The sequence below is a fragment of the Serratia bockelmannii genome (assembly GCF_051803255.1).
Lineage (GTDB): Bacteria > Pseudomonadota > Gammaproteobacteria > Enterobacterales > Enterobacteriaceae > Serratia > Serratia bockelmannii.
Genome location: NZ_CP196512.1, coordinates 1,700,982 through 1,720,144 on the forward strand (window position 1 = coordinate 1,700,982; position 19,163 = coordinate 1,720,144).

Annotated in this window: 21 protein-coding genes; 12 read left to right on the top strand and 9 right to left on the bottom strand. The window is 55.7% G+C overall.

The genetic code is table 11. The annotated features are described in order from the left end of the window. The first annotated feature begins 434 nt into the window (after positions 1-434). Both ACSJLU_RS08175 and ACSJLU_RS08180 read left to right on the top strand, forming a co-directional pair. Positions 435-1,469, top strand: a complete 1,035-nt coding sequence (locus tag ACSJLU_RS08175; RefSeq protein ID WP_079449457.1) for a ParA family protein — start codon at positions 435-437, stop codon at positions 1,467-1,469. Continuing rightward, positions 1,462-2,070, top strand: coding sequence for a HEPN domain-containing protein (locus tag ACSJLU_RS08180; protein ID WP_139375461.1), 609 nt, complete (start codon positions 1,462-1,464; stop codon positions 2,068-2,070). Before ACSJLU_RS08175 ends, ACSJLU_RS08180 begins: the two co-directional genes overlap by 8 nt. Positions 2,071-2,127: 57 nt before the next feature. Here the strand turns inward: ACSJLU_RS08180 and ACSJLU_RS08185 are convergent, their stop codons facing one another. Beyond that, positions 2,128-2,487 (bottom strand): hypothetical protein, encoded by a 360-nt coding sequence (locus ACSJLU_RS08185; protein WP_079449456.1) that lies wholly within the window; start codon positions 2,485-2,487, stop codon positions 2,128-2,130. 756 nt (positions 2,488-3,243) lie between these two features. Further along, positions 3,244-4,932: an aspartate:alanine antiporter gene (locus ACSJLU_RS08190; RefSeq protein WP_043137785.1), complete on the bottom strand. Its 1,689-nt coding sequence runs from the start codon at positions 4,930-4,932 to the stop codon at positions 3,244-3,246. Positions 4,933-5,226: 294 nt separating this feature from the next. On the opposite strand from ACSJLU_RS08190, the gene ACSJLU_RS08195 reads away from it, so the two are divergent. Then, the gene (locus tag ACSJLU_RS08195; protein ID WP_025302232.1) at positions 5,227-5,616 is read left to right on the top strand and encodes an inner membrane protein YbjM; all 390 of its coding nucleotides are present in this window, start codon (positions 5,227-5,229) and stop codon (positions 5,614-5,616) included. Between the two features lie 39 nt (positions 5,617-5,655). Here the strand turns inward: ACSJLU_RS08195 and ACSJLU_RS08200 are convergent, their stop codons facing one another. Next, positions 5,656-5,919 carry a GrxA family glutaredoxin gene (locus ACSJLU_RS08200; RefSeq protein ID WP_004938676.1) on the bottom strand — a complete coding sequence of 88 codons (264 nt, stop codon included), beginning with the start codon at positions 5,917-5,919 and terminating at the stop codon, positions 5,656-5,658. Between the two features lie 230 nt (positions 5,920-6,149). Here ACSJLU_RS08200 and ACSJLU_RS08205 point away from each other — a divergent pair, with 230 nt between their 5' ends. From ACSJLU_RS08205 to rlmC, 9 genes are all read left to right on the top strand, one after another. Then, complete coding sequence (locus ACSJLU_RS08205) at positions 6,150-6,464, top strand: YbjC family protein (protein ID WP_025302233.1); 315 nt, start codon at positions 6,150-6,152, stop codon at positions 6,462-6,464. 54 nt (positions 6,465-6,518) lie between these two features. Further along, positions 6,519-7,421, top strand: coding sequence for a 30S ribosomal protein S6--L-glutamate ligase (rimK, locus tag ACSJLU_RS08210; protein WP_025302234.1), 903 nt, complete (start codon positions 6,519-6,521; stop codon positions 7,419-7,421). A 136-nt stretch (positions 7,422-7,557) separates the two neighbouring features. Further along, positions 7,558-8,037 carry a YbjN domain-containing protein gene (locus ACSJLU_RS08215; RefSeq protein ID WP_004938666.1) on the top strand — a complete coding sequence of 160 codons (480 nt, stop codon included), beginning with the start codon at positions 7,558-7,560 and terminating at the stop codon, positions 8,035-8,037. Positions 8,038-8,443: 406 nt separating this feature from the next. Beyond that, a complete protein-coding gene (gene potF / locus ACSJLU_RS08220; RefSeq protein ID WP_043137777.1) occupies positions 8,444-9,553 on the top strand; it encodes a spermidine/putrescine ABC transporter substrate-binding protein PotF in 1,110 nt (369 codons plus the stop codon). Between the two features lie 122 nt (positions 9,554-9,675). After that, on the top strand, positions 9,676-10,809 hold the full coding sequence (gene potG, locus ACSJLU_RS08225; RefSeq protein ID WP_043137773.1) for a putrescine ABC transporter ATP-binding subunit PotG: 1,134 nt from the start codon (positions 9,676-9,678) through the stop codon (positions 10,807-10,809). Positions 10,810-10,833: 24 nt separating this feature from the next. Then, on the top strand, positions 10,834-11,796 hold the full coding sequence (gene potH, locus ACSJLU_RS08230; RefSeq protein ID WP_038629107.1) for a putrescine ABC transporter permease PotH: 963 nt from the start codon (positions 10,834-10,836) through the stop codon (positions 11,794-11,796). Then, positions 11,793-12,638: a putrescine ABC transporter permease PotI gene (gene potI / locus ACSJLU_RS08235; RefSeq protein ID WP_025302238.1), complete on the top strand. Its 846-nt coding sequence runs from the start codon at positions 11,793-11,795 to the stop codon at positions 12,636-12,638. The genes potH and potI overlap by 4 nt, the downstream gene beginning before the upstream one ends. A 104-nt stretch (positions 12,639-12,742) precedes the next feature. Then, positions 12,743-13,222: a YbjO family protein gene (locus ACSJLU_RS08240; RefSeq protein WP_049205956.1), complete on the top strand. Its 480-nt coding sequence runs from the start codon at positions 12,743-12,745 to the stop codon at positions 13,220-13,222. 69 nt (positions 13,223-13,291) lie between these two features. Beyond that, positions 13,292-14,422, top strand: coding sequence for a 23S rRNA (uracil(747)-C(5))-methyltransferase RlmC (rlmC, locus tag ACSJLU_RS08245; protein WP_049207976.1), 1,131 nt, complete (start codon positions 13,292-13,294; stop codon positions 14,420-14,422). Between the two features lie 32 nt (positions 14,423-14,454). On the opposite strand, the gene artJ (ACSJLU_RS08250) is transcribed toward rlmC, so the two are convergent. From artJ (ACSJLU_RS08250) to ACSJLU_RS08275, 6 genes are all read right to left on the bottom strand, one after another. Further along, positions 14,455-15,189: an arginine ABC transporter substrate-binding protein gene (gene artJ, locus ACSJLU_RS08250; protein WP_015377297.1), complete on the bottom strand. Its 735-nt coding sequence runs from the start codon at positions 15,187-15,189 to the stop codon at positions 14,455-14,457. A gap of 198 nt (positions 15,190-15,387) precedes the next feature. Beyond that, positions 15,388-16,056 carry an arginine ABC transporter permease ArtM gene (gene artM, locus ACSJLU_RS08255; RefSeq protein ID WP_025302241.1) on the bottom strand — a complete coding sequence of 223 codons (669 nt, stop codon included), beginning with the start codon at positions 16,054-16,056 and terminating at the stop codon, positions 15,388-15,390. Next, entirely contained in the window at positions 16,056-16,772 is a 717-nt protein-coding gene (artQ, locus tag ACSJLU_RS08260) for an arginine ABC transporter permease ArtQ (RefSeq protein ID WP_025159684.1), read from the bottom strand. Before artQ ends, artM begins: the two co-directional genes overlap by 1 nt. A gap of 9 nt (positions 16,773-16,781) precedes the next feature. Next, the gene (gene artJ, locus ACSJLU_RS08265) at positions 16,782-17,513 is read right to left on the bottom strand and encodes an arginine ABC transporter substrate-binding protein (protein WP_049295325.1); all 732 of its coding nucleotides are present in this window, start codon (positions 17,511-17,513) and stop codon (positions 16,782-16,784) included. Between the two features lie 32 nt (positions 17,514-17,545). Continuing rightward, on the bottom strand, positions 17,546-18,274 hold the full coding sequence (gene artP, locus ACSJLU_RS08270) for an arginine ABC transporter ATP-binding protein ArtP (protein WP_016928352.1): 729 nt from the start codon (positions 18,272-18,274) through the stop codon (positions 17,546-17,548). Positions 18,275-18,538: 264 nt separating this feature from the next. Continuing rightward, positions 18,539-19,081, bottom strand: coding sequence for a lipoprotein (locus ACSJLU_RS08275; RefSeq protein WP_049205965.1), 543 nt, complete (start codon positions 19,079-19,081; stop codon positions 18,539-18,541). Between the last annotated feature and the right edge of the window lie 82 nt (positions 19,082-19,163).

Below are 19,163 nucleotides of genomic sequence, written 5' to 3' on the forward strand. Positions count from 1 at the left end.
CATGGCAACGAAATACGCAAGCCAATACCTCTTCCCCAAACTGAAAAGATTGAAAAGAATTTCAGTGTTTTTCAGTTTTCGGATCGCGCCGTGTTATGGGTATAAATCACAATGTATTGAAAAATATGGAATAAATATGAATTACGTGGATCGCGGATCGTTTGGAATGGATCGCGCGGAAAAGCCGCCAGAACGCGGCGGGCCAGGTGTGGCAAGGGGTTTGAGGGCATGATGTTGCTTTGGTAAAACTGAAATCCAGATGATGAGAGTTATGAGGTAAAGCTAAACTAGCGTTAGTCTGTGGCTTGGTCATACTTTGGCAGTGGGCATGTTCAGTAGTGAAAGCTCAGTAATCTAATGGTATGGTTAGTAACGCAGTTCTACACACGTAATGATTTTAGAATTATTAAATTTATATAATAAAAGGAGTTTTTATGGCCTCGAAAAGAATAGTCGTTTTCAATCATAAAGGTGGTGTCAGTAAAACCACATCAGTTTATAATATTGGTTGGATGTTAGCAGGAAATAAACGAGTCTTGTTGGTAGATGGTGATCCTCAATGCAATCTATCGAGTTTAATACTCGGAGATGCTTTTGAAGAATATTATTTAAATGAGGGTACTAAACTACAAAATATCAAAGATGGTGTTGAATCAGCATTCAAAGCAAAACCTAAGTTGATAGAACCGGTTACTTGTATGTCTCCACCAAGAGCACCGAATTTATTCTTGCTAGCTGGACATGCTGACCTATCTGCAAATGACGCACCATTAACTTTTGCTCAGACAGCAGGGAATGCAATATCTACACTACAAAACTTACCAGGTGCATTTCATAATCTAATTAAACTTACTGAAGAAAAGTATAATATAGATTATACCATAATTGATTTGAACCCAAGTTTAAGTGCAATTAACCAGAACCTGTTTTTAAATTCAGATGCATTTATCGTCCCGACGAATCCAGATCCATTCTCCATTATGGCTTTGGAAACTTTAAGAGAGACCCTACCAAGATGGATGAAGTGGAAAAGAGAAAATTTAAATATTTTTTCTGACAGCGCATATCCATTAAGTAATTCTGAGCCTAAGTTCTTAGGTACTTTAATTCAGAGATTCAATATCAGAAAGGGACGTGCTGCGAGGCCTTACAGAGACAATATTGATGAAATAAAAAGAAAGGTAAGTGAGGATTTAATACCCGCGTTCGATATGGTTGGTATGACACTTGCTGCTGATGAATACCCGCAACATTTAATTGAAAGTGGCTATTGTTTATCTGAAATTCCGGATTTCCAAGGTCTACTTCCAAAATCGTTTAATGCGGAGGTTCCTGTCTTTGCTCTGAGAGATGAGGATATTCAGGAAACGGGGCCGGTGCTAGAACAAATGTCTACTAAACGGGACCTATTCCAAAAAACTTTCAGTGAAATTACTCAGGAATTAGAAGGGCTGTTGAGAAATGTATAATGCTTTTTTGAACTTCAAGAAAAACTTGGAAGAATCAAAAGCCTTAGCAGTTTTATATAATTATTTGGATGAGGCTGTCAAAGGGCCTGTCTCTTATGAGGATTTACTTAGAGCTCAAGTCGTTTATAGTGTTAGCGCTTTTGATAAGTTATTGCATGATTTAATATTGATTGGGTTGGTTGATATTTATATGGGGAGACGACAACCTACTGATAAATATTTGGGGGAGGCATTAACAATTAATACTGTAAATAAAATGACAGCAGCGACATTACCCCCAGCAGAGTTTCATTTTAAGGAGGCAATGCTTTCTAAATTAAGAATAGTGTCTTATCAAGATCCTGGCAAGATTTCTGATGGCTTAGCATATATATGGAAAGAGAGCCATAAATGGGTTAAAGTTGCCGATAAAATGAATATGAGTGATAGAGATGTGAAAACTCAATTACGATTGATTGCCGATAGAAGAAATTCAATTGTGCATGAAGCTGATGTTCACCCAGTAACACATACTAAAAACTCTATTGATGCCGTCACTTCAAATGAAGTGACTGGGTTCTTAGAAAGATGCGGCGAAGCTATTTATGATTTAGTTAAATAATAAATTTATTCGCGAATGTTATTTTATTTAATAACCCTCCATCCTATATGGGGGGGGTTATTCATGCCCTGGTTTTTTCCTATATGCAACATCCATACAAAATATATTAAAAAGGAAGTAGAACATAGCTACTACACCTATAATTAAAGCGATGTTTTTTCCATTTTCAAAACGGGCACTGATGTTTTTTAATAGTTCTTCAGTTAAATTCGGAGTTGAACTTATATAGTCATTAAGTAATGATGCCGCTGCATAAGCTCCACATGCGGAGAAAAAAATTATACCAACGATTATTGTAATCACTTTCTCTATATAACTCAGGTAGAAGGCCGGATCTTTGTAGGCTAAAGTCAGCATACCGAGAGCCGCGGCCCCTCCAACTCCTAGAAAGTATCTAATCAAGTCAATTGATATCATTGTTTCCTCATTGAATGGCTGTCGCCATTTTGCCGCCACTTGTAAGAAAAAGGGGCTTCGTTTTCACGTAACCCCTTGTTTTATTTGGTGGAGCTGGGGGGGAACCCCCGTCCGAAATTACTACAAGTTCGGAATGTCTCATACAAATAATTTGGGGTGATGCAAAAGTTCGGTGCGAGTCATAGAATATCAGTGGTAGATGACTCTCTCTACTTGGGGTTAGCGGGAACACAAAGTCGGCAGCCTTCATTCGTCAGTAGGACTAAAGTATCGTCACTGATCTAGCGCCCGGTTCAATTTTCCTCACTCATGCATCTGTCCATTACCGCTTTTTACAGCTAAAAGCCAACTACCGTATAATTTTAGGCCGAACTAAAAATCTAAAGCAGTGTGCAAAAATTGGGTCAAGAAATCCTCCTTTTGCATTTTTGTTAAGGACGAGTACATGTTACTAGAGAGGTAAGGGGGGAGGCAACAGATTGATCATAAAGCAGGTTGTTGAAGTTGTGTCGCCACTTTATCGCCATAGGATAACAGCCCAACTTGTAGCTACTTGTTTAGTAATGATATTTTTTAAAGGCAACAAAAAACCCGATAATCTTGAACCTAAAAGGCGGGATTATCGGGCTCCACAAAATGGGGACATCAAAGAAAAGCAGTGGCACTAATTCAGACTGCGGCCCCCAACGAAAGTTCTGGCCGGCGACAAAAAAATCAAAATATTTTTATCGCCGATCCATCTCTCCCGCTAATCGATCAGCCGAGTATGCCCGGCCATAGCACCACGATGAGTGAACCCGCCAGCGTTAACAGCACGTTAGCGATGGCGTAGGTGCCGGCGTAACCCAGCGCCGGGATGTTGCTGCGCGCGGTATCGCTGATGATCTCCATCGCCGGCGCGCAGGTGCGGGCGCCCATGATGGCGCCGAACAGCAGGGCGCGGTTCATGCGCAGCACATAGGCGCCGAACAGGAAGCAGATAACCACCGGCACCAGACTGACGATCAGCCCGGCGATCAGCATCTGGCCGCCGACCGCACCCAGGCTGTGGCCGATGCCGGCGCCGGCGCTCAGGCCTACGCCCGCCATAAACACCATCAGGCCGAATTCTTTCACCATGTTCAGCGCGCCCTGCGGAATGTAGCCGAAGGTCGGGTGGTTGGCGCGCAGGAAGCCGAGCATGATGCCGGACATCAGCAGGCCGGCGGCGTTGCCGATGCCGAACGAGAAGTTGCTGAACTGTATGGTGATCTGGCCGATCAAAAGGCCGATGATGAAGAAGGCGCAGAACGCCAGCAGATCGGTCACCTGGCTGTGAATCGAGATAAAGCCAATTTTCTCCGCCACGCTCTTCACCCGGCGCGCGTCGCCGCTCACCTGCAACACGTCGCCTTTGTTGAGCACGATGCTGTCGTCGATCGGCATTTCGATCTGGCTGCGGATCACGCGGTTGAGGAAGCAGCCGTGGTCGGTCAGCTTTAGCTGGCTCAGGCGTTTGTTCACCGCGTTGCTGTTCTTCACCACGATCTCTTCGGTGACGATGCGCATGTCGAGCAGATCGCGATCGAACACTTCCTTGCCGTTGCGGAAGCTCGGGTCCAGCCGCGCGTGGGCGTCCGGGTAGCCGACCAGCGAAATCTCGTCGCCCACCTGCAGCACCGCGTCACCGTCCGGGTTGGCCAGAATGCCGTTGCGGCGGATGCGTTCGATGTAACAGCCGGTCTGGCGGTAGATGCCCAGTTCACGCAGGTTCTTGCCGTCGGCCCAGGCCACCAGCTCGGGGCCGACGCGGTAGGCGCGGATCACCGGTAGGTAGACCTTGCGCTGGCTGTCGGTGTCCAGGCCGCGTTCGCGGGCGATCTGCTGGGCAGAGGTGGACAGGTCCTGGTGTTGCAGCTTCGGCAGGTAGCGCGCGCCGAAGATCAGGCTGACCAGACCGATCAGGTAGGTGAGGGCGTAGCCCAGGCTCAGATGATCCTGCGCCGCCAGCAGCGCCGGGCCGTTGACGATGGTGTTGCGTAGCGTGTCGCCGGCGCCCACCAGCACCGGCGTGGAGGTCATCGAGCCGGCCAGCATGCCGGCGGTCAGGCCGATGTCCCAGTGGAACAGCTTGCCGAGACCGACGGCGAGCACCATCGCCGAGCCGACCATCACCAACGCCAGCATCAGGTAGTTTTTGCCGTCGCGGAAGAAAATCGAGAAAAAGTTGGGCCCGGCTTCTACGCCGACGCAGAAAATAAACAGCATGAAGCCGAGATTCAGCGCCTCGGTGTTAATGGCGAAGTGTTGCTGGCCGAGCAGCAGGGAAACCACCAAAACGCCAATGGAATTACCGAGTTGGACGGAGCCCAGACGGAGTTTACCGAGGCACAGCCCCAGTGCGAGTACCACGAACAGTAACAGAATGTAGTTACCGTTTAACAAACTAGCGACGTTTATGTTCACGGAGGATAACTTATTGTTTACCAGTAAGTGCTTGATATAGATAACTATAAGAGATAAATTCAGCCTTAAAACGACGTCATAAATCACCACCAGCAGAAAGCGAAGCGAACCATCGTTCGGCGGCGTTCATTCTAGACGCTATGACCGATGACAGCCAGCACAGAAAGCTGATTTCCTGCGCCGCCGTGCGCATTTAACTCTCTTTTGACCAAGGAAAAAATTCGGTTTAGCGTCACCTCACGGGTGGCCGGACCGATTTCTATTGATGCGGTAATTGGGCGGGGGAGAATTCGCATGACGAGTTATCGATATTGGCTGGGCATTCTCAGCTGTTTTCTGTTGTTCAGCCTGGTGTTTCTCGGCCAGCAAACCGGCCTGTTCGGCAGCACGGATCATGAGCACCACGGGGAAACCGGCCTGCTGCTGTTCGTTGTCCCCGGTGCGATCGCCAGCTATCTGTCGAGCCGCAAGCGGCTGCTTTGCCCGTTGCTTGGCGCGCTGTATGCGCTGCCGCTGTGCCTGCTGATCCGCCACTTCTGGCTGACGCCGTCCTATTCGTTCTGGCAGGAGTTGGCTTATGCCACCAGCGCGGTGTTCTGGTGCGTGTTCGGCGCGATGCTGATGCTGTTCGCCCTCGGCCTGTTGCAGACGCTGCAGCAGCTGCACCGGCGGCAGCGGCAATAAAAAAAGGCGCGTTAAGCGCCTTTTTTGTCGTTCAAAAACTTACTGGAACAGGTTCAGGTGTTCTTTGGCGTAAGCTTCGAAATCGGTGCAACCGCCGATGTGCTTCTCATCCAGGAAGATCTGCGGCACGGTTTCAACCGGTTTACCGACGGTTTTTTCCAGATCGGCCTTGGTGATGCCTTCCGCGTGGATGTCAACGTAACGGAAGTTGAAATCGTCGCGTTCTTCAGTCAGTTTTTCCGCCAGTTCTTTAGCGCGGACACAATAAGGACAGCCAGGACGCCCGAAGATTACTGCAAACATGCAACGCTCCTTAATTGGATTTTCAATAAATGGTTCGCTATTGCAACGACATCCCGTCACCGAAAAAGTCATTACCTGCGTCAGATGGCGCCTACTATGCCCGTTGAGGCCATGAAAAAAAAGCAGGAATTACCTGTTAATCTGATTCATGTAACCAATTAGTCAGCCGGGGCTGTCGCCGTCGGCGGGAATTCACTACACTGGGGGCAGACCTTCTGGAGAAGAAAAATATGCGTTCATTCGGTGACTTACCACGCCCGGTGCTGGTGTTGGAAGGGCTGGGTATCGTGATGTTGGTGCTGGCCTACCTCAGCATTCACGGCCACCTGCAGCTGCCTGGCTGGCTGGCATCGCAGCAGGCGGCGGTCGGCATGATTTTCCTCGGCGTGGCGTTGATGGTGCCGGCGGCGGCATTTCTGGTGTGGCGCGTGGTGCAGGGCTTTGGCCCGCTGATGCGCGGCGGGTTGCCGCCGGAAAACGATCGCCGCAAACCGCGAGATGCGGATGCATCGAAAGATAATCAGGACCGTGATCCGCGCGCCTGAGTGCCGCGGCCGCTAACCCGCCTGCCGGGCAGGCGTTGGCTTTTGGGGTGACGAGTGAAAATTGCCATTCTTTCTCGCGACGGAACGCTCTATTCATGCAAGCGGCTGCGTGAAGCGGCGGAAGATCGCGGGCACAGCATCGATATCATCGATCCGCTTTCCTGTTATATGAACATCAACCCGGCGGCGCCGACCATTCACTATCGCGGCCGCCAGTTGGAGCGTTATGACGCGGTGATCCCGCGCATCGGCTCCGCCATCACCTTTTACGGCACCGCGGTGCTGCGCCAGTTCGAGCTGCTTGGCAGCTACCCGCTCAACGAATCCGTGGCCATTACCCGCGCTCGCGATAAGCTGCGTTCGCTGCAACTGCTGGCGCGGCAGGGCATCGATCTGCCGATCACCGGCTTTGCCCATTCGCCGGACGACACTGGCGACCTGATCGAGCTGGTCGGCGGCGCGCCGCTGGTGGTCAAGCTGGTGGAAGGCACGCAGGGTATCGGGGTGGTGCTGGCGGAAACCCGCCAGGCGGCGGAAAGCGTGATCGACGCCTTTCGCGGGTTGAATGCCCATATCCTGGTGCAGGAATACGTGCGCGAGGCGCAGGGGCGCGACGTGCGCTGCCTGGTGGTGGGCGGCCGGGTGGTGGCCGCCATCGAGCGGCAGGCGAAGCCCGGCGAGTTTCGCTCCAACCTGCATCGCGGCGGCACCGCCCGCAAAGTGACCATCACCGCCAGGGAGCGGGCGATTGCGGTCAAAGCGGCGAACACGCTGGGGCTGGACGTCGCCGGGGTGGATATCCTGCGCGCCGAGCGCGGCCCGCTGGTGATGGAGGTCAACGCGTCGCCGGGGCTGGAAGGGGTGGAGACCACCACCGGGTTGGACATTGCCGGCATGATGATCGAATACATCGAGCAGCGCGGCCGGCCGGGCTTCCGCCTGAAATCCGGTGGTTGACGGGGCGGTCGGCGCGCTTTTCCCGCCGAGCAATATCTTAATTAGTGAATTAAGCCGCATTGATCGTGGCGTATCGGGTGAATATTCCGTAAGCTATGCGCCTTTTCGCGTTTTGAATATTGTGAGGCTGGTTATTATGGATTCACTCATTGTCCCCGATTTGGCGCTGTTGCGGCGCTGGCTGGATCAGTCGGGCATTTCTTTCTTTGAGTGCGATTCCTGCCAGGCGCTGCACCTGCCGCACATGCAGAACTTCGACGGCGTGTTCGACGCCAAGATAGATCTGGTGGACAACGTCATCCTGTTCTCCGCGCTGGCCGAGGTGAAGCCGACCGCGCTGATCCCGCTGGTGGCGGACCTGAGCCAGATCAACGCCAGTTCGCTGACCATCAAGGCCTTTGTCGACATTCAGGACGACAACCTGCCGAAGCTGATCGTCTGCCAGTCGTTGAGCGTGGCGGTGGGCATCACCTACGAGCAGTTCACTCATTTCATGCAGCAGGGCGAAGAGCAGGTCTCGATGGTGATCCTCGAGGCGCGGGCGAACGATCTGCTGTTTATGGGTGACGAAGAAGAGATCCCCGCTGGCGCCGTGCGTCAGCCGATGCTGCACTGATCCTCGCCGTACCTTAAGCATGCCGTCGCTCCGGCGGCATGCTGCCGTTATTCCCTTCCGCAATAAAATATTCTGCACTTTGGCCTTTGCCGCCCGATCTTTCTCGTCTTTTGTGCCGTTAATGGCGTATCACATAGAGAAAAACTGCATAAAAAATCGATAAATGGCGTTTTTTACCTTGGGGGCTGGCGGGTTGCGATGGCAGCGGCTATGCTGCTGATTCTGCAAAGGGCTTGCGATTTCCCTTGTAACCACGCGAGCAGGGCAGTGCAAAAAGGCGCATGCAATCATATGCATAGCCATTCATTTCGCGGTTGCAACGATTGCGCTCAATCAGGAAAGGTTTTGTATCGCTGCAGATACAAGTTCAATTCTATGATTTACCCTGTTTTGGAGGAAGTTACGGATGGTCACCCAACGTAAAAAGTGGTTATCGGGTGTGGTTGCCGGTCTGTTGATGGCCGCGTCCGTCACGGCGTCAGCCGAAGAGAAAACGCTGCACGTGTATAACTGGTCCGACTATATCGCGCCGGATACCCTGGCCAAATTCCAGAAAGAAACCGGCATCAAAGTGGTGTACGACGTCTTTGACTCCAACGAAGTGTTGGAAGGCAAACTGATGGCGGGCAGCACCGGTTATGATCTGGTGGTTCCTTCATCCAACTTCCTCGAGCGCCAGTCGCAGGCCGGCATCTTCGAGCCGCTCGACAAGAGCAAAATGCCCAACTACAAGAATCTCGATCCCGAGATGCTGAAGCTGGTTGCACATAATGACAAAGACAACAAATACGGCATCCCATACCTGATGGTGACCACCGGCATCGGCTACAATGTCGACAAGGTGAAGGCGGCATTAGGCAAAGACGCGCCGGTCGACAGCTGGGATCTGATCCTCAAGCCGGAAAACCTCGAGAAGCTGAAAAGCTGCGGCGTCTCCTTCCTCGATGCGCCGAGTGAGGTTTACGCCACCGTGCTGCACTACCTGGGCAAGGATCCCAACAGCACCAATGCGGCGGACTATACCGGCGCGGCCAACGATCTGCTGCTGAAGCTGCGGCCGAGCATTCGTTACTTCCACTCTTCACAGTACATCAACGATTTGGCTAACGGCGATATCTGCGTGGCGATCGGCTGGTCCGGCGACGTGATGCAGGCGGCCAACCGCGCCAAAGAGGCGAAGAACGGCGTGAACGTGGCCTATGCGATCCCGAAAGAAGGGGCGCTGACCTACTTCGACATGTTCGCCATGCCGGCGGACGCCAAGAACAAAGACGCCGCGTACCAGTTCCTGAACTTCCTGATGAAACCTGACGTGATGGCGGGCATCAGCAACTATGTCTATTACGCCAATGCGGTGAAAGATTCCACGCCGCTGGTGAAGGCCGAGGTGCGCGAGAACCCGAACGTCTATCCGCCGGCCGATCTGCGCGCCAAGCTGTTCACGCTCAACGTGCAGTCGCCGAAGCTGGATCGTGTCATTACCCGCGCATGGACTAAAGTTAAAAGCGGGAAGTGATGATGGGGGGATACCCCCGATCGTCGGTAAACCGGCAGGCGGGCGCTCCCCGCCTGCACTGCCGTTTTGGGCCACGGCACTCGCCGTGGTTTTGTGCCGCTTTACGCCGGAGAGCACCCCGATTGAACGACGCCATCCCTCGTCCTCAAGCCAAGTCGCAGAAGGTCTTCACCCCTCTGCTGGAAATCCGTAACCTCACCAAAACCTTCGACGGGCAGAATGCGGTCGAAGACGTCAGCCTCACCATCTACAAGGGCGAGATCTTTGCGCTGCTTGGGCCGTCTGGCTGCGGCAAGTCAACCTTACTGCGCATGTTGGCCGGCTTTGAACAGCCGACGGAAGGGCAGATCGTGCTCGACGGGCAGGATATGTCGCACGTGCCGCCGTACCAGCGGCCGATCAACATGATGTTTCAGTCTTACGCGCTGTTCCCGCACATGACGGTAGAGCAGAACATCGCCTTCGGCCTGAAGCAGGACAAAATGCCGCGGGCAGAAATCGCCGAGCGGGTGGCGGAAATGCTGGCGCTGGTGCACATGCAGGAGTACGCCAAACGCAAACCGCACCAGCTTTCCGGCGGCCAGCGGCAGCGGGTGGCGCTGGCGCGCAGCCTGGCCAAGCGGCCCAAGCTGCTTCTGCTGGATGAGCCAATGGGCGCGCTGGACAAGAAGCTGCGCGATCGCATGCAGTTGGAAGTGACCGATATTCTCGAGCGCGTCGGCGTCACCTGCGTGATGGTGACGCACGATCAGGAAGAGGCGATGACCATGGCGGGGCGCATCGCCATCATGAACCGTGGCAAGTTCGTGCAGATCGGCGAGCCGGAAGAGATCTACGAGCATCCGAATAGCCGCTTCAGCGCCGAATTTATCGGTTCGGTCAACGTCTTCGACTGCGTATTGCAGGAGCGCCACGACGATGCGCTGATCCTGCAAAGCCCCGGATTGCGCCATGCGATCAAAGTAGATCCGGACGCCTCGGTGGTGGACGGCGTGCCGATCCAGGTCGCGCTGCGGCCGGAAAAGATCCTGCTGTGCGAACAGGTGCCGGAAGACGGCTGCAACTTCGCGGTAGGGGAAGTGGCGCACATTGCCTACCTGGGCGATCTGTCCATTTATCACGTGAAGCTGCACAGCGGGCAGATTATCAGCGCCCAGCTGCAAAACGGCCACCGTTTCCGCAAGGGGATGCCCACCTGGGGCGATGAAGTGCGTCTGTGCTGGGAAACCGACAGCTGTGTCGTGTTGACGGTGTAGCGGAGCCGCTGAGGAGTAACCCATATGACCCTGCTTTCTGAACGCACGCCGGAGCCGCCGGCCAAAACGCCCGGCACCCTCAAGGCGCTGTTCCACCGCCTGCTGATGGCTCACGGCCGCAAGCTGGTGATCGCATTGCCGTATTTATGGCTGACGCTGCTGTTCATGCTGCCGTTCCTGATCGTGTTCAAGATCAGCCTGGCGGAGCTGGCGTTGGCGGTGCCGCCTTACACCGAGTTGATGAGCTGGGTGGACGGCAAGCTGAACATCGCGCTCAACTTCGCCAACTACCTGCAACTGACCGACGATCCGCTGTATATCGACGCCTATCTGCAGTCGCTGCGCGTGGCGGCGGTCTCGACGCTGTGCTGCCTGATCATCGGCTATCCGCTGGCCTGGGCGGTGGCCCATAGCAAGGCGTCGACTCGCAACATTCTGCTGCTGCTGGTGATCCTGCCTTCCTGGACCTCGTTCCTGATCCGCGTCTATGCCTGGATGGGGATCCTGAAAAACAACGGCATTCTGAATAACTTTCTGATGTGGCTGGGGGTGATCGACCAACCGTTGGTGATCCTGCACACCAACCTGGCGGTGTATATCGGCATCGTTTATTCCTACCTGCCGTTTATGGTGCTGCCGATCTACACGGCACTGATCCGGCTGGATTACTCGCTGGTGGAGGCGTCGCTGGATCTGGGCGCCCGGCCGCTGAAAACCTTCTTCAGCGTCATCGTGCCGCTGACGCGCGGCGGCATCATCGCCGGTTCGATGCTGGTATTCATTCCGGCGGTAGGGGAGTTCGTGATCCCGGAGCTGCTCGGTGGGCCAGACAGCATCATGATCGGCCGCGTGCTGTGGCAGGAGTTCTTCAATAACCGCGACTGGCCGGTGGCTTCGGCGGTCGCCACCATCATGCTGCTGTTGCTGATCGTGCCAATTTTGTGGTTTCACAAACACCAGAACAAGGAAATGGGGGGGCAGGAATGAACAACTTGCCGGTAGTGCGTTCACCGTGGCGCATCGCCATCCTGACGGTCGGCTTTACCTTCCTGTATGCGCCGATGCTGATGTTGGTGATCTACTCCTTTAATAGTTCCAAGCTGGTGACGGTGTGGGCCGGCTGGTCCACGCGCTGGTATACCGAACTGTTTCACGACTCGGCGATGATCAGCGCGGTGGGGCTCAGCCTGACCATCGCCGCCGCCTCCGCCACCGCCGCGGTGGTGCTGGGCGCCATCGCCGCCGTGGTGATGGTGCGGTTCGGCCGCTTTCGCGGTTCGACCGGCTTTGCGTTTATGCTGACTGCGCCGCTGGTGATGCCGGATGTGATCACCGGCCTGTCGCTGCTGCTGCTGTTCGTGGCGATGGGGCACGCTTTCGGCTGGCCGTCGGAGCGCGGCATGTTCACCATCTGGCTGGCGCATGTCACCTTCTGTACCGCTTATGTGGCGGTGGTGATCAGCTCGCGTTTGCGCGAGGTGGATCGCTCGATTGAAGAGGCGGCAATGGATCTGGGGGCGCCGCCGCTGAAGGTGTTCTTCGTCATCACCTTGCCGATGATTGCGCCGGCGCTGATCTCTGGCTGGATGCTGGCGTTTACCCTGTCGCTGGATGATCTGGTGATTGCCAGCTTCGTCTCCGGCCCGGGCGCCACTACGCTGCCGATGCTGGTGTTCTCCAGCGTGCGTATGGGGGTGAATCCGGAAATTAACGCGCTGGCCAGCCTGATCCTGCTGGTGGTGGGCATTCTCGGTCTGATCGCCTGGTGGTTTATGGCGCGCTCGGAAAAACAGCGATCGCGTGAATTGCAGCGGGCGGCCCGTAGCTGAATCGTAACAAACCTGCTATTTTTGCAATCAATAAGTATTGCAACTAACTACCTGACTTTACATGCGCCATCTGTATTGGTGGCGCGTCGTAGCGGAACACGGATATGTCAGACATGCTGAAAAGCGGGCAGGGAATGAGATCGACTTCGGATGCGCCGGTGCCGGTGATGGTGGCGGGCACCGCCATGGTGGCGATCAAGTGTATCAGCGTGGTGTTGTTGTTGGGCGAACTGGGCGTCGACGGCGCACAGGAGTTCGTTAACACCAGCGCGCAGGCGTGGGATTCTACCTTTATCTTTCTGGCCGGCCTGATGCTGCTGTGCCTGCAAATCAGCTGTGGCTTTGCGGTGATGCGCGGCCGCAACTGGGGACGCTGGGGCTATGTGGTCTGCCAGTGCATCGTGGTGCTTTACCTGCTGTTGGCCACCATTGGCAGCGTCTTCCCCGAGGTGTTCACCGTGGAGGGGGAAACCAGCGGCCAAATCCTGCACGTTCTGATCCTGCAAAAGATCCCCGACGCGGTGATCCTGGCGTTGCTGTTCGTTCCTGCCGCCAGCCGCCGCTTCTTCACCGTGCGCAAGTGAGATTTTAGGCGTGCGGAGTGGTAAACTCTGCGCCCTTAATTCGTCATCCTGAACTTCACGGTAATCTTCATGCATTGCGCTTTGTATACGGCGGGTACCTGCCGTTCCTGTCAGTGGCTGGAAAAGCCCTATCCGCAGCAACTGGCTGACAAACAGCATCACCTGCACTCGCTGCTGGCCGGGCGCGACGTCGCGCAGTGGCTGCAGCCGATGGCGGGGGAGCTGAGCGCATTTCGCAATAAAGCCAAGATGGTGGTCAGCGGCAGCGTGGAGCGCCCGCTGCTCGGCATGCTGCACCGCGACGGCACGCCGGTCGATCTGAGCGACTGCCCGCTCTATCCCGCCGGCTTTGCGCCGATGTTTGCGGTGCTGAAAAGCTTCATCGCCCGCGCCGGCCTGACGCCGTATAACGTGGCGCGCAAACGCGGCGAGTTGAAATACCTGCTGCTGACCGAAAGCACGCTCGACGGCGGCGTGATGCTGCGTTTCGTGCTGCGCTCGGAAACCAAGCTGGCGCAGCTGCGCGCTGCGCTGCCGTGGCTGCAGCAGCAGCTGCCGCAGCTCAAGGTGATCTCCGCCAATATTCAGCCGGTGCACATGGCGATCATGGAAGGGGAGCGCGAGATCGCGCTGACCGAACAGCAGGCGCTCGAGGAACAGTTCAATCAGGTGCCGTTGTTCATCCGCCCGCAAAGCTTCTTCCAAACCAACCCGCAGGTGGCCGCCGATCTGTACGCCACCGCCCGCGACTGGGTGCGCGCGCTGGGTATCGACAGCATGTGGGATCTGTTCTGCGGCGTCGGCGGTTTCGGCCTGCACTGTGCGCAGCCGCAAACGCGGCTGACCGGCATCGAAATCAGCGCGGAAGCGATCGCCTGCGCGCGCCAGTCGGCGCAGCGGTTAGGGTTGTTGCACGTAGATTTTCAGGCGCTCGACTCCACCCGCTTCGCCACCGCCGAAGGCCAGGTGCCACAGCTGGTGCTGGTTAACCCGCCGCGGCGCGGCATTGGCCAGGCGCTGTGCGACTACCTGAGCCGGATGGCGCCGGACTATATTCTCTATTCCAGCTGCAACGCCGAGAGCATGGCGAAAGATATCGAGACGTTGCCGGGGTACCGCATCGAACGGGTGCAGCTGTTCGACATGTTCCCGCATACCGCGCACTACGAAGTGTTGACGCTGCTGGTGCGGCGTTTATAAAACATAAGGCCCGGTTATCCGGGCCTTATTGCTTATTGCGGGAACCATTTGTCGTTGATGGCCTTGTAGGTGCCGTCGGCCTTGATGGCGTCCAGCGCGGCGTTCAGCTTGGCCAGCAGCGCCTGGTTGTCGGGGCGCACCGCGATGCCGAGGCCGGTGCCGAAGTATTGTGCATCGGTGATGTGCTCGCCGACCGGCGCCAGCTGCGGGTTGGTTTTCAGCCACTCGTTCACCACGGCGGTGTCGCCGAACACGCCGTCGATACGGCCGTTTTTCAGCTCCAGAATGGCGTTCTGGTAGCTGTCGTAAGAGACGGTGTTAATCTCCGGGTGCTTGTCCTGCATGTATTTCTGGTGGGTGGTGCCGTTTTCCATGCCGAGCTTTTTGCCTTTCAGATCCGCCAGCGAGCTGAACTTGCCTTTTTGCGCGATCACGATCGCCGAGTTGGCGTAGTAAGGCTGGGTGAAAGCGACCTGTTTGCTGCGTTCCGGCGTGATGTCCATACCGGAAATCACCGCATCGTATTTCTTGAATTTCAGCGCGGCGATCAGGCTGTCGAACGCCTGGTTGGTGAAGGTGCACTGCGCCTGCATCTGTTTGCACAGCGCGTTGGCCAGATCGATATCGAAGCCGACGATCTGGTTGTTGGCGTCCAGCGATTCGAACGGCGGGTAGGTGGCGGAGGCGGCGAAGCGGATGGTCTCGGCCGCGGTGGCGTTAAAGGTCATCCCGGCCAACATCGTCGCGGCAAGCAGCAGTTTTTTCATGCGTAGAGCTCCTGTCTGGATCCTGAAAGTGATTATTCGCTATCGTTTGTTTTTACTGGTAATCGCCAGAGTTTTTTGCGTGTGCGCCTGCTGATAACCCTGCCATCGAGTGAATTAAAATGCAATATAAATGATTAAATATTACCGCGGAGATAAAAAAAGCCCCGCACGAGGCGGGGCTCATGGGGAGAGGCGGTCTCAGTTGCGGCGCTCAAACGCCAGCGCGCGGCGCTCCACCAGCCGCATCAGCAGCGTCAGCAGGCCGTTGACGCACAGGTACACCAGGCCCGCGGCGCCGAACACCATGACGTCGTAGGTGCGGCCATACATCAGCTGGCTGTAGCCCATCACTTCCATCAGCGTGATGGTGTAGGCCAGAGAGGTGCTTTTGAACACCAGCACCACTTCGTTGGAATAAGACGATAGCGCGCGTTTGAAGGCGAACGGCAACAGGATGCGCAACGTCTGCCGGCGCGACATGCCCAGCGCTTCGCACGACTGCCACTGCCCGGCGGGAATGGCGCGCACCGCACCGTAGAACAGCTGCGTGGTGTAGGCCGCGCTGTTCAGCGCCAGCGCAATCATCGCGCACAGCCAGGGCTGCGACAGCAGGTTCCACAGCCACGGGTAGTCGCGGATCGCCGGGAACTGGCCGGGGCCATAGTAGATCAGGAAGATCTGCACCAGCAGCGGCGTGCCGGTGAACAGCGTCACGTAGATCTTGACCAGCGGCGTCAGGATCGGCGTTTTTAGCGTCAGGATCACCGTCAGCAGCAGCGACAGCAGCAGCGCGACGATCAGCGCGGCGACGGTCAGCGTCAGGCTGGTGTGCAACCCTTTGAGGATTTCCGGTAAATACTCAATCATCAGACCGGCCCCCGCTCAAAGCGCGTGGCGCGCAGCTCAATGCGTTTGATGACGTATTGGCTGAACAGCGTCACCAGCAGGTAGATGGCCGCCGCGATCACATACCAGGTAAAAGGCTCCTGGGTGCGGGTGGCGATGCTCTTGGTTTGCAGCATCAGATCGTTCACGCTGATCAGCGACACCAGCGCGGTGTCTTTCAGCAACACCAGCCACTGGTTGCCGAGGCCGGGCAGGGCGTGGCGCCACATCTGTGGCATGATCAGGCGAAAGAAGATCGCCGCCTTGCCCAGTCCCAGCGCCTGGCCGGATTCCCACTGCCCCTGCGGCACCGCTTTGAGCGCGCCGCGCAGCGTCTGCGAAGCGTAGGCGGAATAGAGCAGGGCCAGAGCGATCACCCCGCACAGGAACGGACTGACTTCGAAATTGTCTATCGCCAACTGAATCGGCAACTGGAACAGACCGAGGTTGAGGGTAAAGCCGTCGGAGAGCATCAGCAGCAGCTGCGACGAGCCGAAATAGATAAACAGCACCACCAGGATTTCCGGCAGGCCGCGCAGCACGGTCACCCAGGCGGTGCCGAGCCAGCTGACCGCTTTCCAGCGGGACGATTCCCATACGGCGAACAGCATCGCCAGAATCAGCCCGAGGATCAGGGCGCAAACGGCAAGGCCGACGGTCATGCCGGCGGCGCTTGCTAAAGGTTGTAATTCATTCATCGGGGCGTATTACTGCTGGAACCATTTTTTGTAGATGGTTTCATAGGTCCCATCCTGCTTAATCTTGTCCAGAGCGGCATTGAACTTGCCCTGCAGATCGGTATTTTTCTGGCGCACCGCGATGCCGAGGCCGGTGCCGAAGTAGTCTTTATCCGTCACTTTGGTGCCCACTGCCGCCAGCGCGTCATTCTGCTTCAGCCACTCGTTGACCACCGCGGTATCGCCGAACACCGCATCAACGCGGCCATTCTTCAGATCTAAAATGGCGTTCTGGTAGCTGTCGTAAGGCACGGTGGTGATTTCCGGGTGCTTGTCGGTCAGGTATTTCTGGTGGGTGGTGCCGTTTTGCACGCCCACCTTCTTGCCTTTCAGCGCCGCCACGTCGGCGATTTTGCCTTTCTGCGCGATGAACAGCGCCGAGTTATCGTAGTACGGCTTAGTGAACAGCACCTGCTTTTCACGTTCCGGTGTAATGTCCATGCCGGCCATGACCGCATCAAAACGCTTGAACTTCAGACTAGGGATCAGGCTGTCGAACGCCTGGTTGGTGAAGGTGCACTCGGCCTGCATCTCTTTGCACAGTGCGTTGGCCAGATCGACATCAAAACCCTGAATCTTGTTGCTGGCGTCAATAAATTCAAATGGAGGATAGGAGGCTTCGGTAGCGAAACGGATGGTTTCGGCTGCGGAGGCGGAAACGCTGATGCCGGCCAGAACGGCGGCGATTATTAGTTTTTTCATCGCAAAATCCCCAAATTACAGCAAGTTAATTGTTAGTGTGATAAGTAGTTGGCAAACTCGGTGGTCCGTGGCTGCGCAAAGTGGCTGCTGTCGCCTTGCTCCACAACGTGGCCGTTTTCCATGTACACCACGCGGCTGGCGGTCTTGCGCGCCACTTCCACTTCGTGGGTGACGATCACCTGCGTGATGCCGGTGCCGGCCAGTTCGCGAATGATGCTAACGATCTGAGCGGTGATTTCCGGATCCAGCGCCGCAGTCGGTTCATCGAACAGCAGCACCTGCGGTTCCATCATCAGGGCGCGGGCGATCGCCACGCGCTGCTGCTGGCCGCCGGAAAGGTGCAGCGGGAAGCGATCGGCGAAGTCGGTCAGGCGCAGACGCTTGAGCAGCTTGTCGGCGCGCTCCATCGCCTGAGCCTTGGTCAGACCCAGTACGCGGCAAGGCGCCTCGATCAGGTTCTGGACCACGGTGAGGTGAGGCCACAGGTTGTATTGCTGGAAAACCATGCCGACGTTTTGACGCAGTTCGCGAATGGCTTTCTCGCCCGGCGCCTGTTTGAAGTCGAATTGGTTGCCGGCGATCTGCAGTTGGCCCGAACGCGGCATTTCCAGCAGGTTTAGCACCCGCAGCAATGAGCTTTTCCCGGCGCCGCTTGGGCCAAGCAGCACCAGGGTTTCCCCAGCTGGACAATCCAGCGTGATGTCAAACAGCGCCTGGTGAGCGCCGTAATAGCAATTGATACCGTTAAGTTGAATACTCATGCGCCAGAATTGAATAGACATTGATGCCGCAAATGTTAACTTCCACAGAATACTTATGCAATCTTTGTGCGTTAAAATTTATGAGTGTGCGGCGGGAAAGTAAAAGATTAGCACAAGATACCGCGACTCAGGCCGAGGGAGGGGATTTGTGGCGCAGGCTGTGATATCGGTAGCGAAATTTTTTCTATTGGACGAAATTTGAGCTGTTGACTGACGGCGGGGATGACCGACGCGGCAAGCCCGCGTCGGCCGGGGTATCGCGGGTTACTGGTTTTCCAGCACCTGGCGCACGCTGCCGTTGGTGGCGTGTGCTGGAACATTCAGGTAGCGAATATCATCAACCACCCAGCAGGTACCTTCGCGCACCATCAGCACTTCGTCCTGCCAGTTCACGGTGCTGTTGGCGTCTTTTTGATAGCTTAAGTCGACGCGCAGCGGAATATTTTTCGCATCGGTGTTAGGAATGGTCGAGGCGCTGGCGACGGAGGCGCTGCTTGGCCCTTGCGCATTGCCGGAGAACAGATCGCCGGTTATCTGATGCTTGCCAGGATTTTGAGCGGCGCTGACCAGATCCTGATACAGCACTTTGCTCAGATAAGGCTGCAGCTGCGCCAGGCGATTGCTGTCCGGCAGGCTGGAGCCTTGCTGGATGCGCAGGTCATAGAACTTTTGAGCGACCGTATCCGGGCCGCCTTCCACACAGCTGCCGCTGCGGGTGCCGATATCCTTGTATGCCGGTTCCACCGTGGTACAGGCACTCAGCAACAGCGCTAAGGGTAAAACAGCCGCAATCGTTTTTGTTTTCATCTTATTACCTTATGTGAAAGTCTCTACCATGAAGACCGATAGCTTACAGTATAAATGCGTTTTTTGGCCTTGCATTCGTACT

Coding starts and splice junctions, on each gene's coding strand:
- ACSJLU_RS08175 (WP_079449457.1), top strand. CDS start 435: ATGGCCTCGAAAAGAATAGTCGTTTTCAATCATAAAGGTGGTGTCAGT.
- ACSJLU_RS08180 (WP_139375461.1), top strand. CDS start 1,462: ATGTATAATGCTTTTTTGAACTTCAAGAAAAACTTGGAAGAATCAAAA.
- ACSJLU_RS08185 (WP_079449456.1), bottom strand. CDS start 2,487: ATGATATCAATTGACTTGATTAGATACTTTCTAGGAGTTGGAGGGGCC.
- ACSJLU_RS08195 (WP_025302232.1), top strand. CDS start 5,227: ATGACGAGTTATCGATATTGGCTGGGCATTCTCAGCTGTTTTCTGTTG.
- ACSJLU_RS08200 (WP_004938676.1), bottom strand. CDS start 5,919: ATGTTTGCAGTAATCTTCGGGCGTCCTGGCTGTCCTTATTGTGTCCGC.
- ACSJLU_RS08205 (WP_025302233.1), top strand. CDS start 6,150: ATGCGTTCATTCGGTGACTTACCACGCCCGGTGCTGGTGTTGGAAGGG.
- ACSJLU_RS08215 (WP_004938666.1), top strand. CDS start 7,558: ATGGATTCACTCATTGTCCCCGATTTGGCGCTGTTGCGGCGCTGGCTG.
- potF (WP_043137777.1), top strand. CDS start 8,444: ATGGTCACCCAACGTAAAAAGTGGTTATCGGGTGTGGTTGCCGGTCTG.
- potH (WP_038629107.1), top strand. CDS start 10,834: ATGACCCTGCTTTCTGAACGCACGCCGGAGCCGCCGGCCAAAACGCCC.
- potI (WP_025302238.1), top strand. CDS start 11,793: ATGAACAACTTGCCGGTAGTGCGTTCACCGTGGCGCATCGCCATCCTG.
- ACSJLU_RS08240 (WP_049205956.1), top strand. CDS start 12,743: ATGTCAGACATGCTGAAAAGCGGGCAGGGAATGAGATCGACTTCGGAT.
- rlmC (WP_049207976.1), top strand. CDS start 13,292: ATGCATTGCGCTTTGTATACGGCGGGTACCTGCCGTTCCTGTCAGTGG.
- artJ (WP_015377297.1), bottom strand. CDS start 15,189: ATGAAAAAACTGCTGCTTGCCGCGACGATGTTGGCCGGGATGACCTTT.
- artM (WP_025302241.1), bottom strand. CDS start 16,056: ATGATTGAGTATTTACCGGAAATCCTCAAAGGGTTGCACACCAGCCTG.
- artQ (WP_025159684.1), bottom strand. CDS start 16,772: ATGAATGAATTACAACCTTTAGCAAGCGCCGCCGGCATGACCGTCGGC.
- artJ (WP_049295325.1), bottom strand. CDS start 17,513: ATGAAAAAACTAATAATCGCCGCCGTTCTGGCCGGCATCAGCGTTTCC.
- artP (WP_016928352.1), bottom strand. CDS start 18,274: ATGAGTATTCAACTTAACGGTATCAATTGCTATTACGGCGCTCACCAG.
- ACSJLU_RS08275 (WP_049205965.1), bottom strand. CDS start 19,081: ATGAAAACAAAAACGATTGCGGCTGTTTTACCCTTAGCGCTGTTGCTG.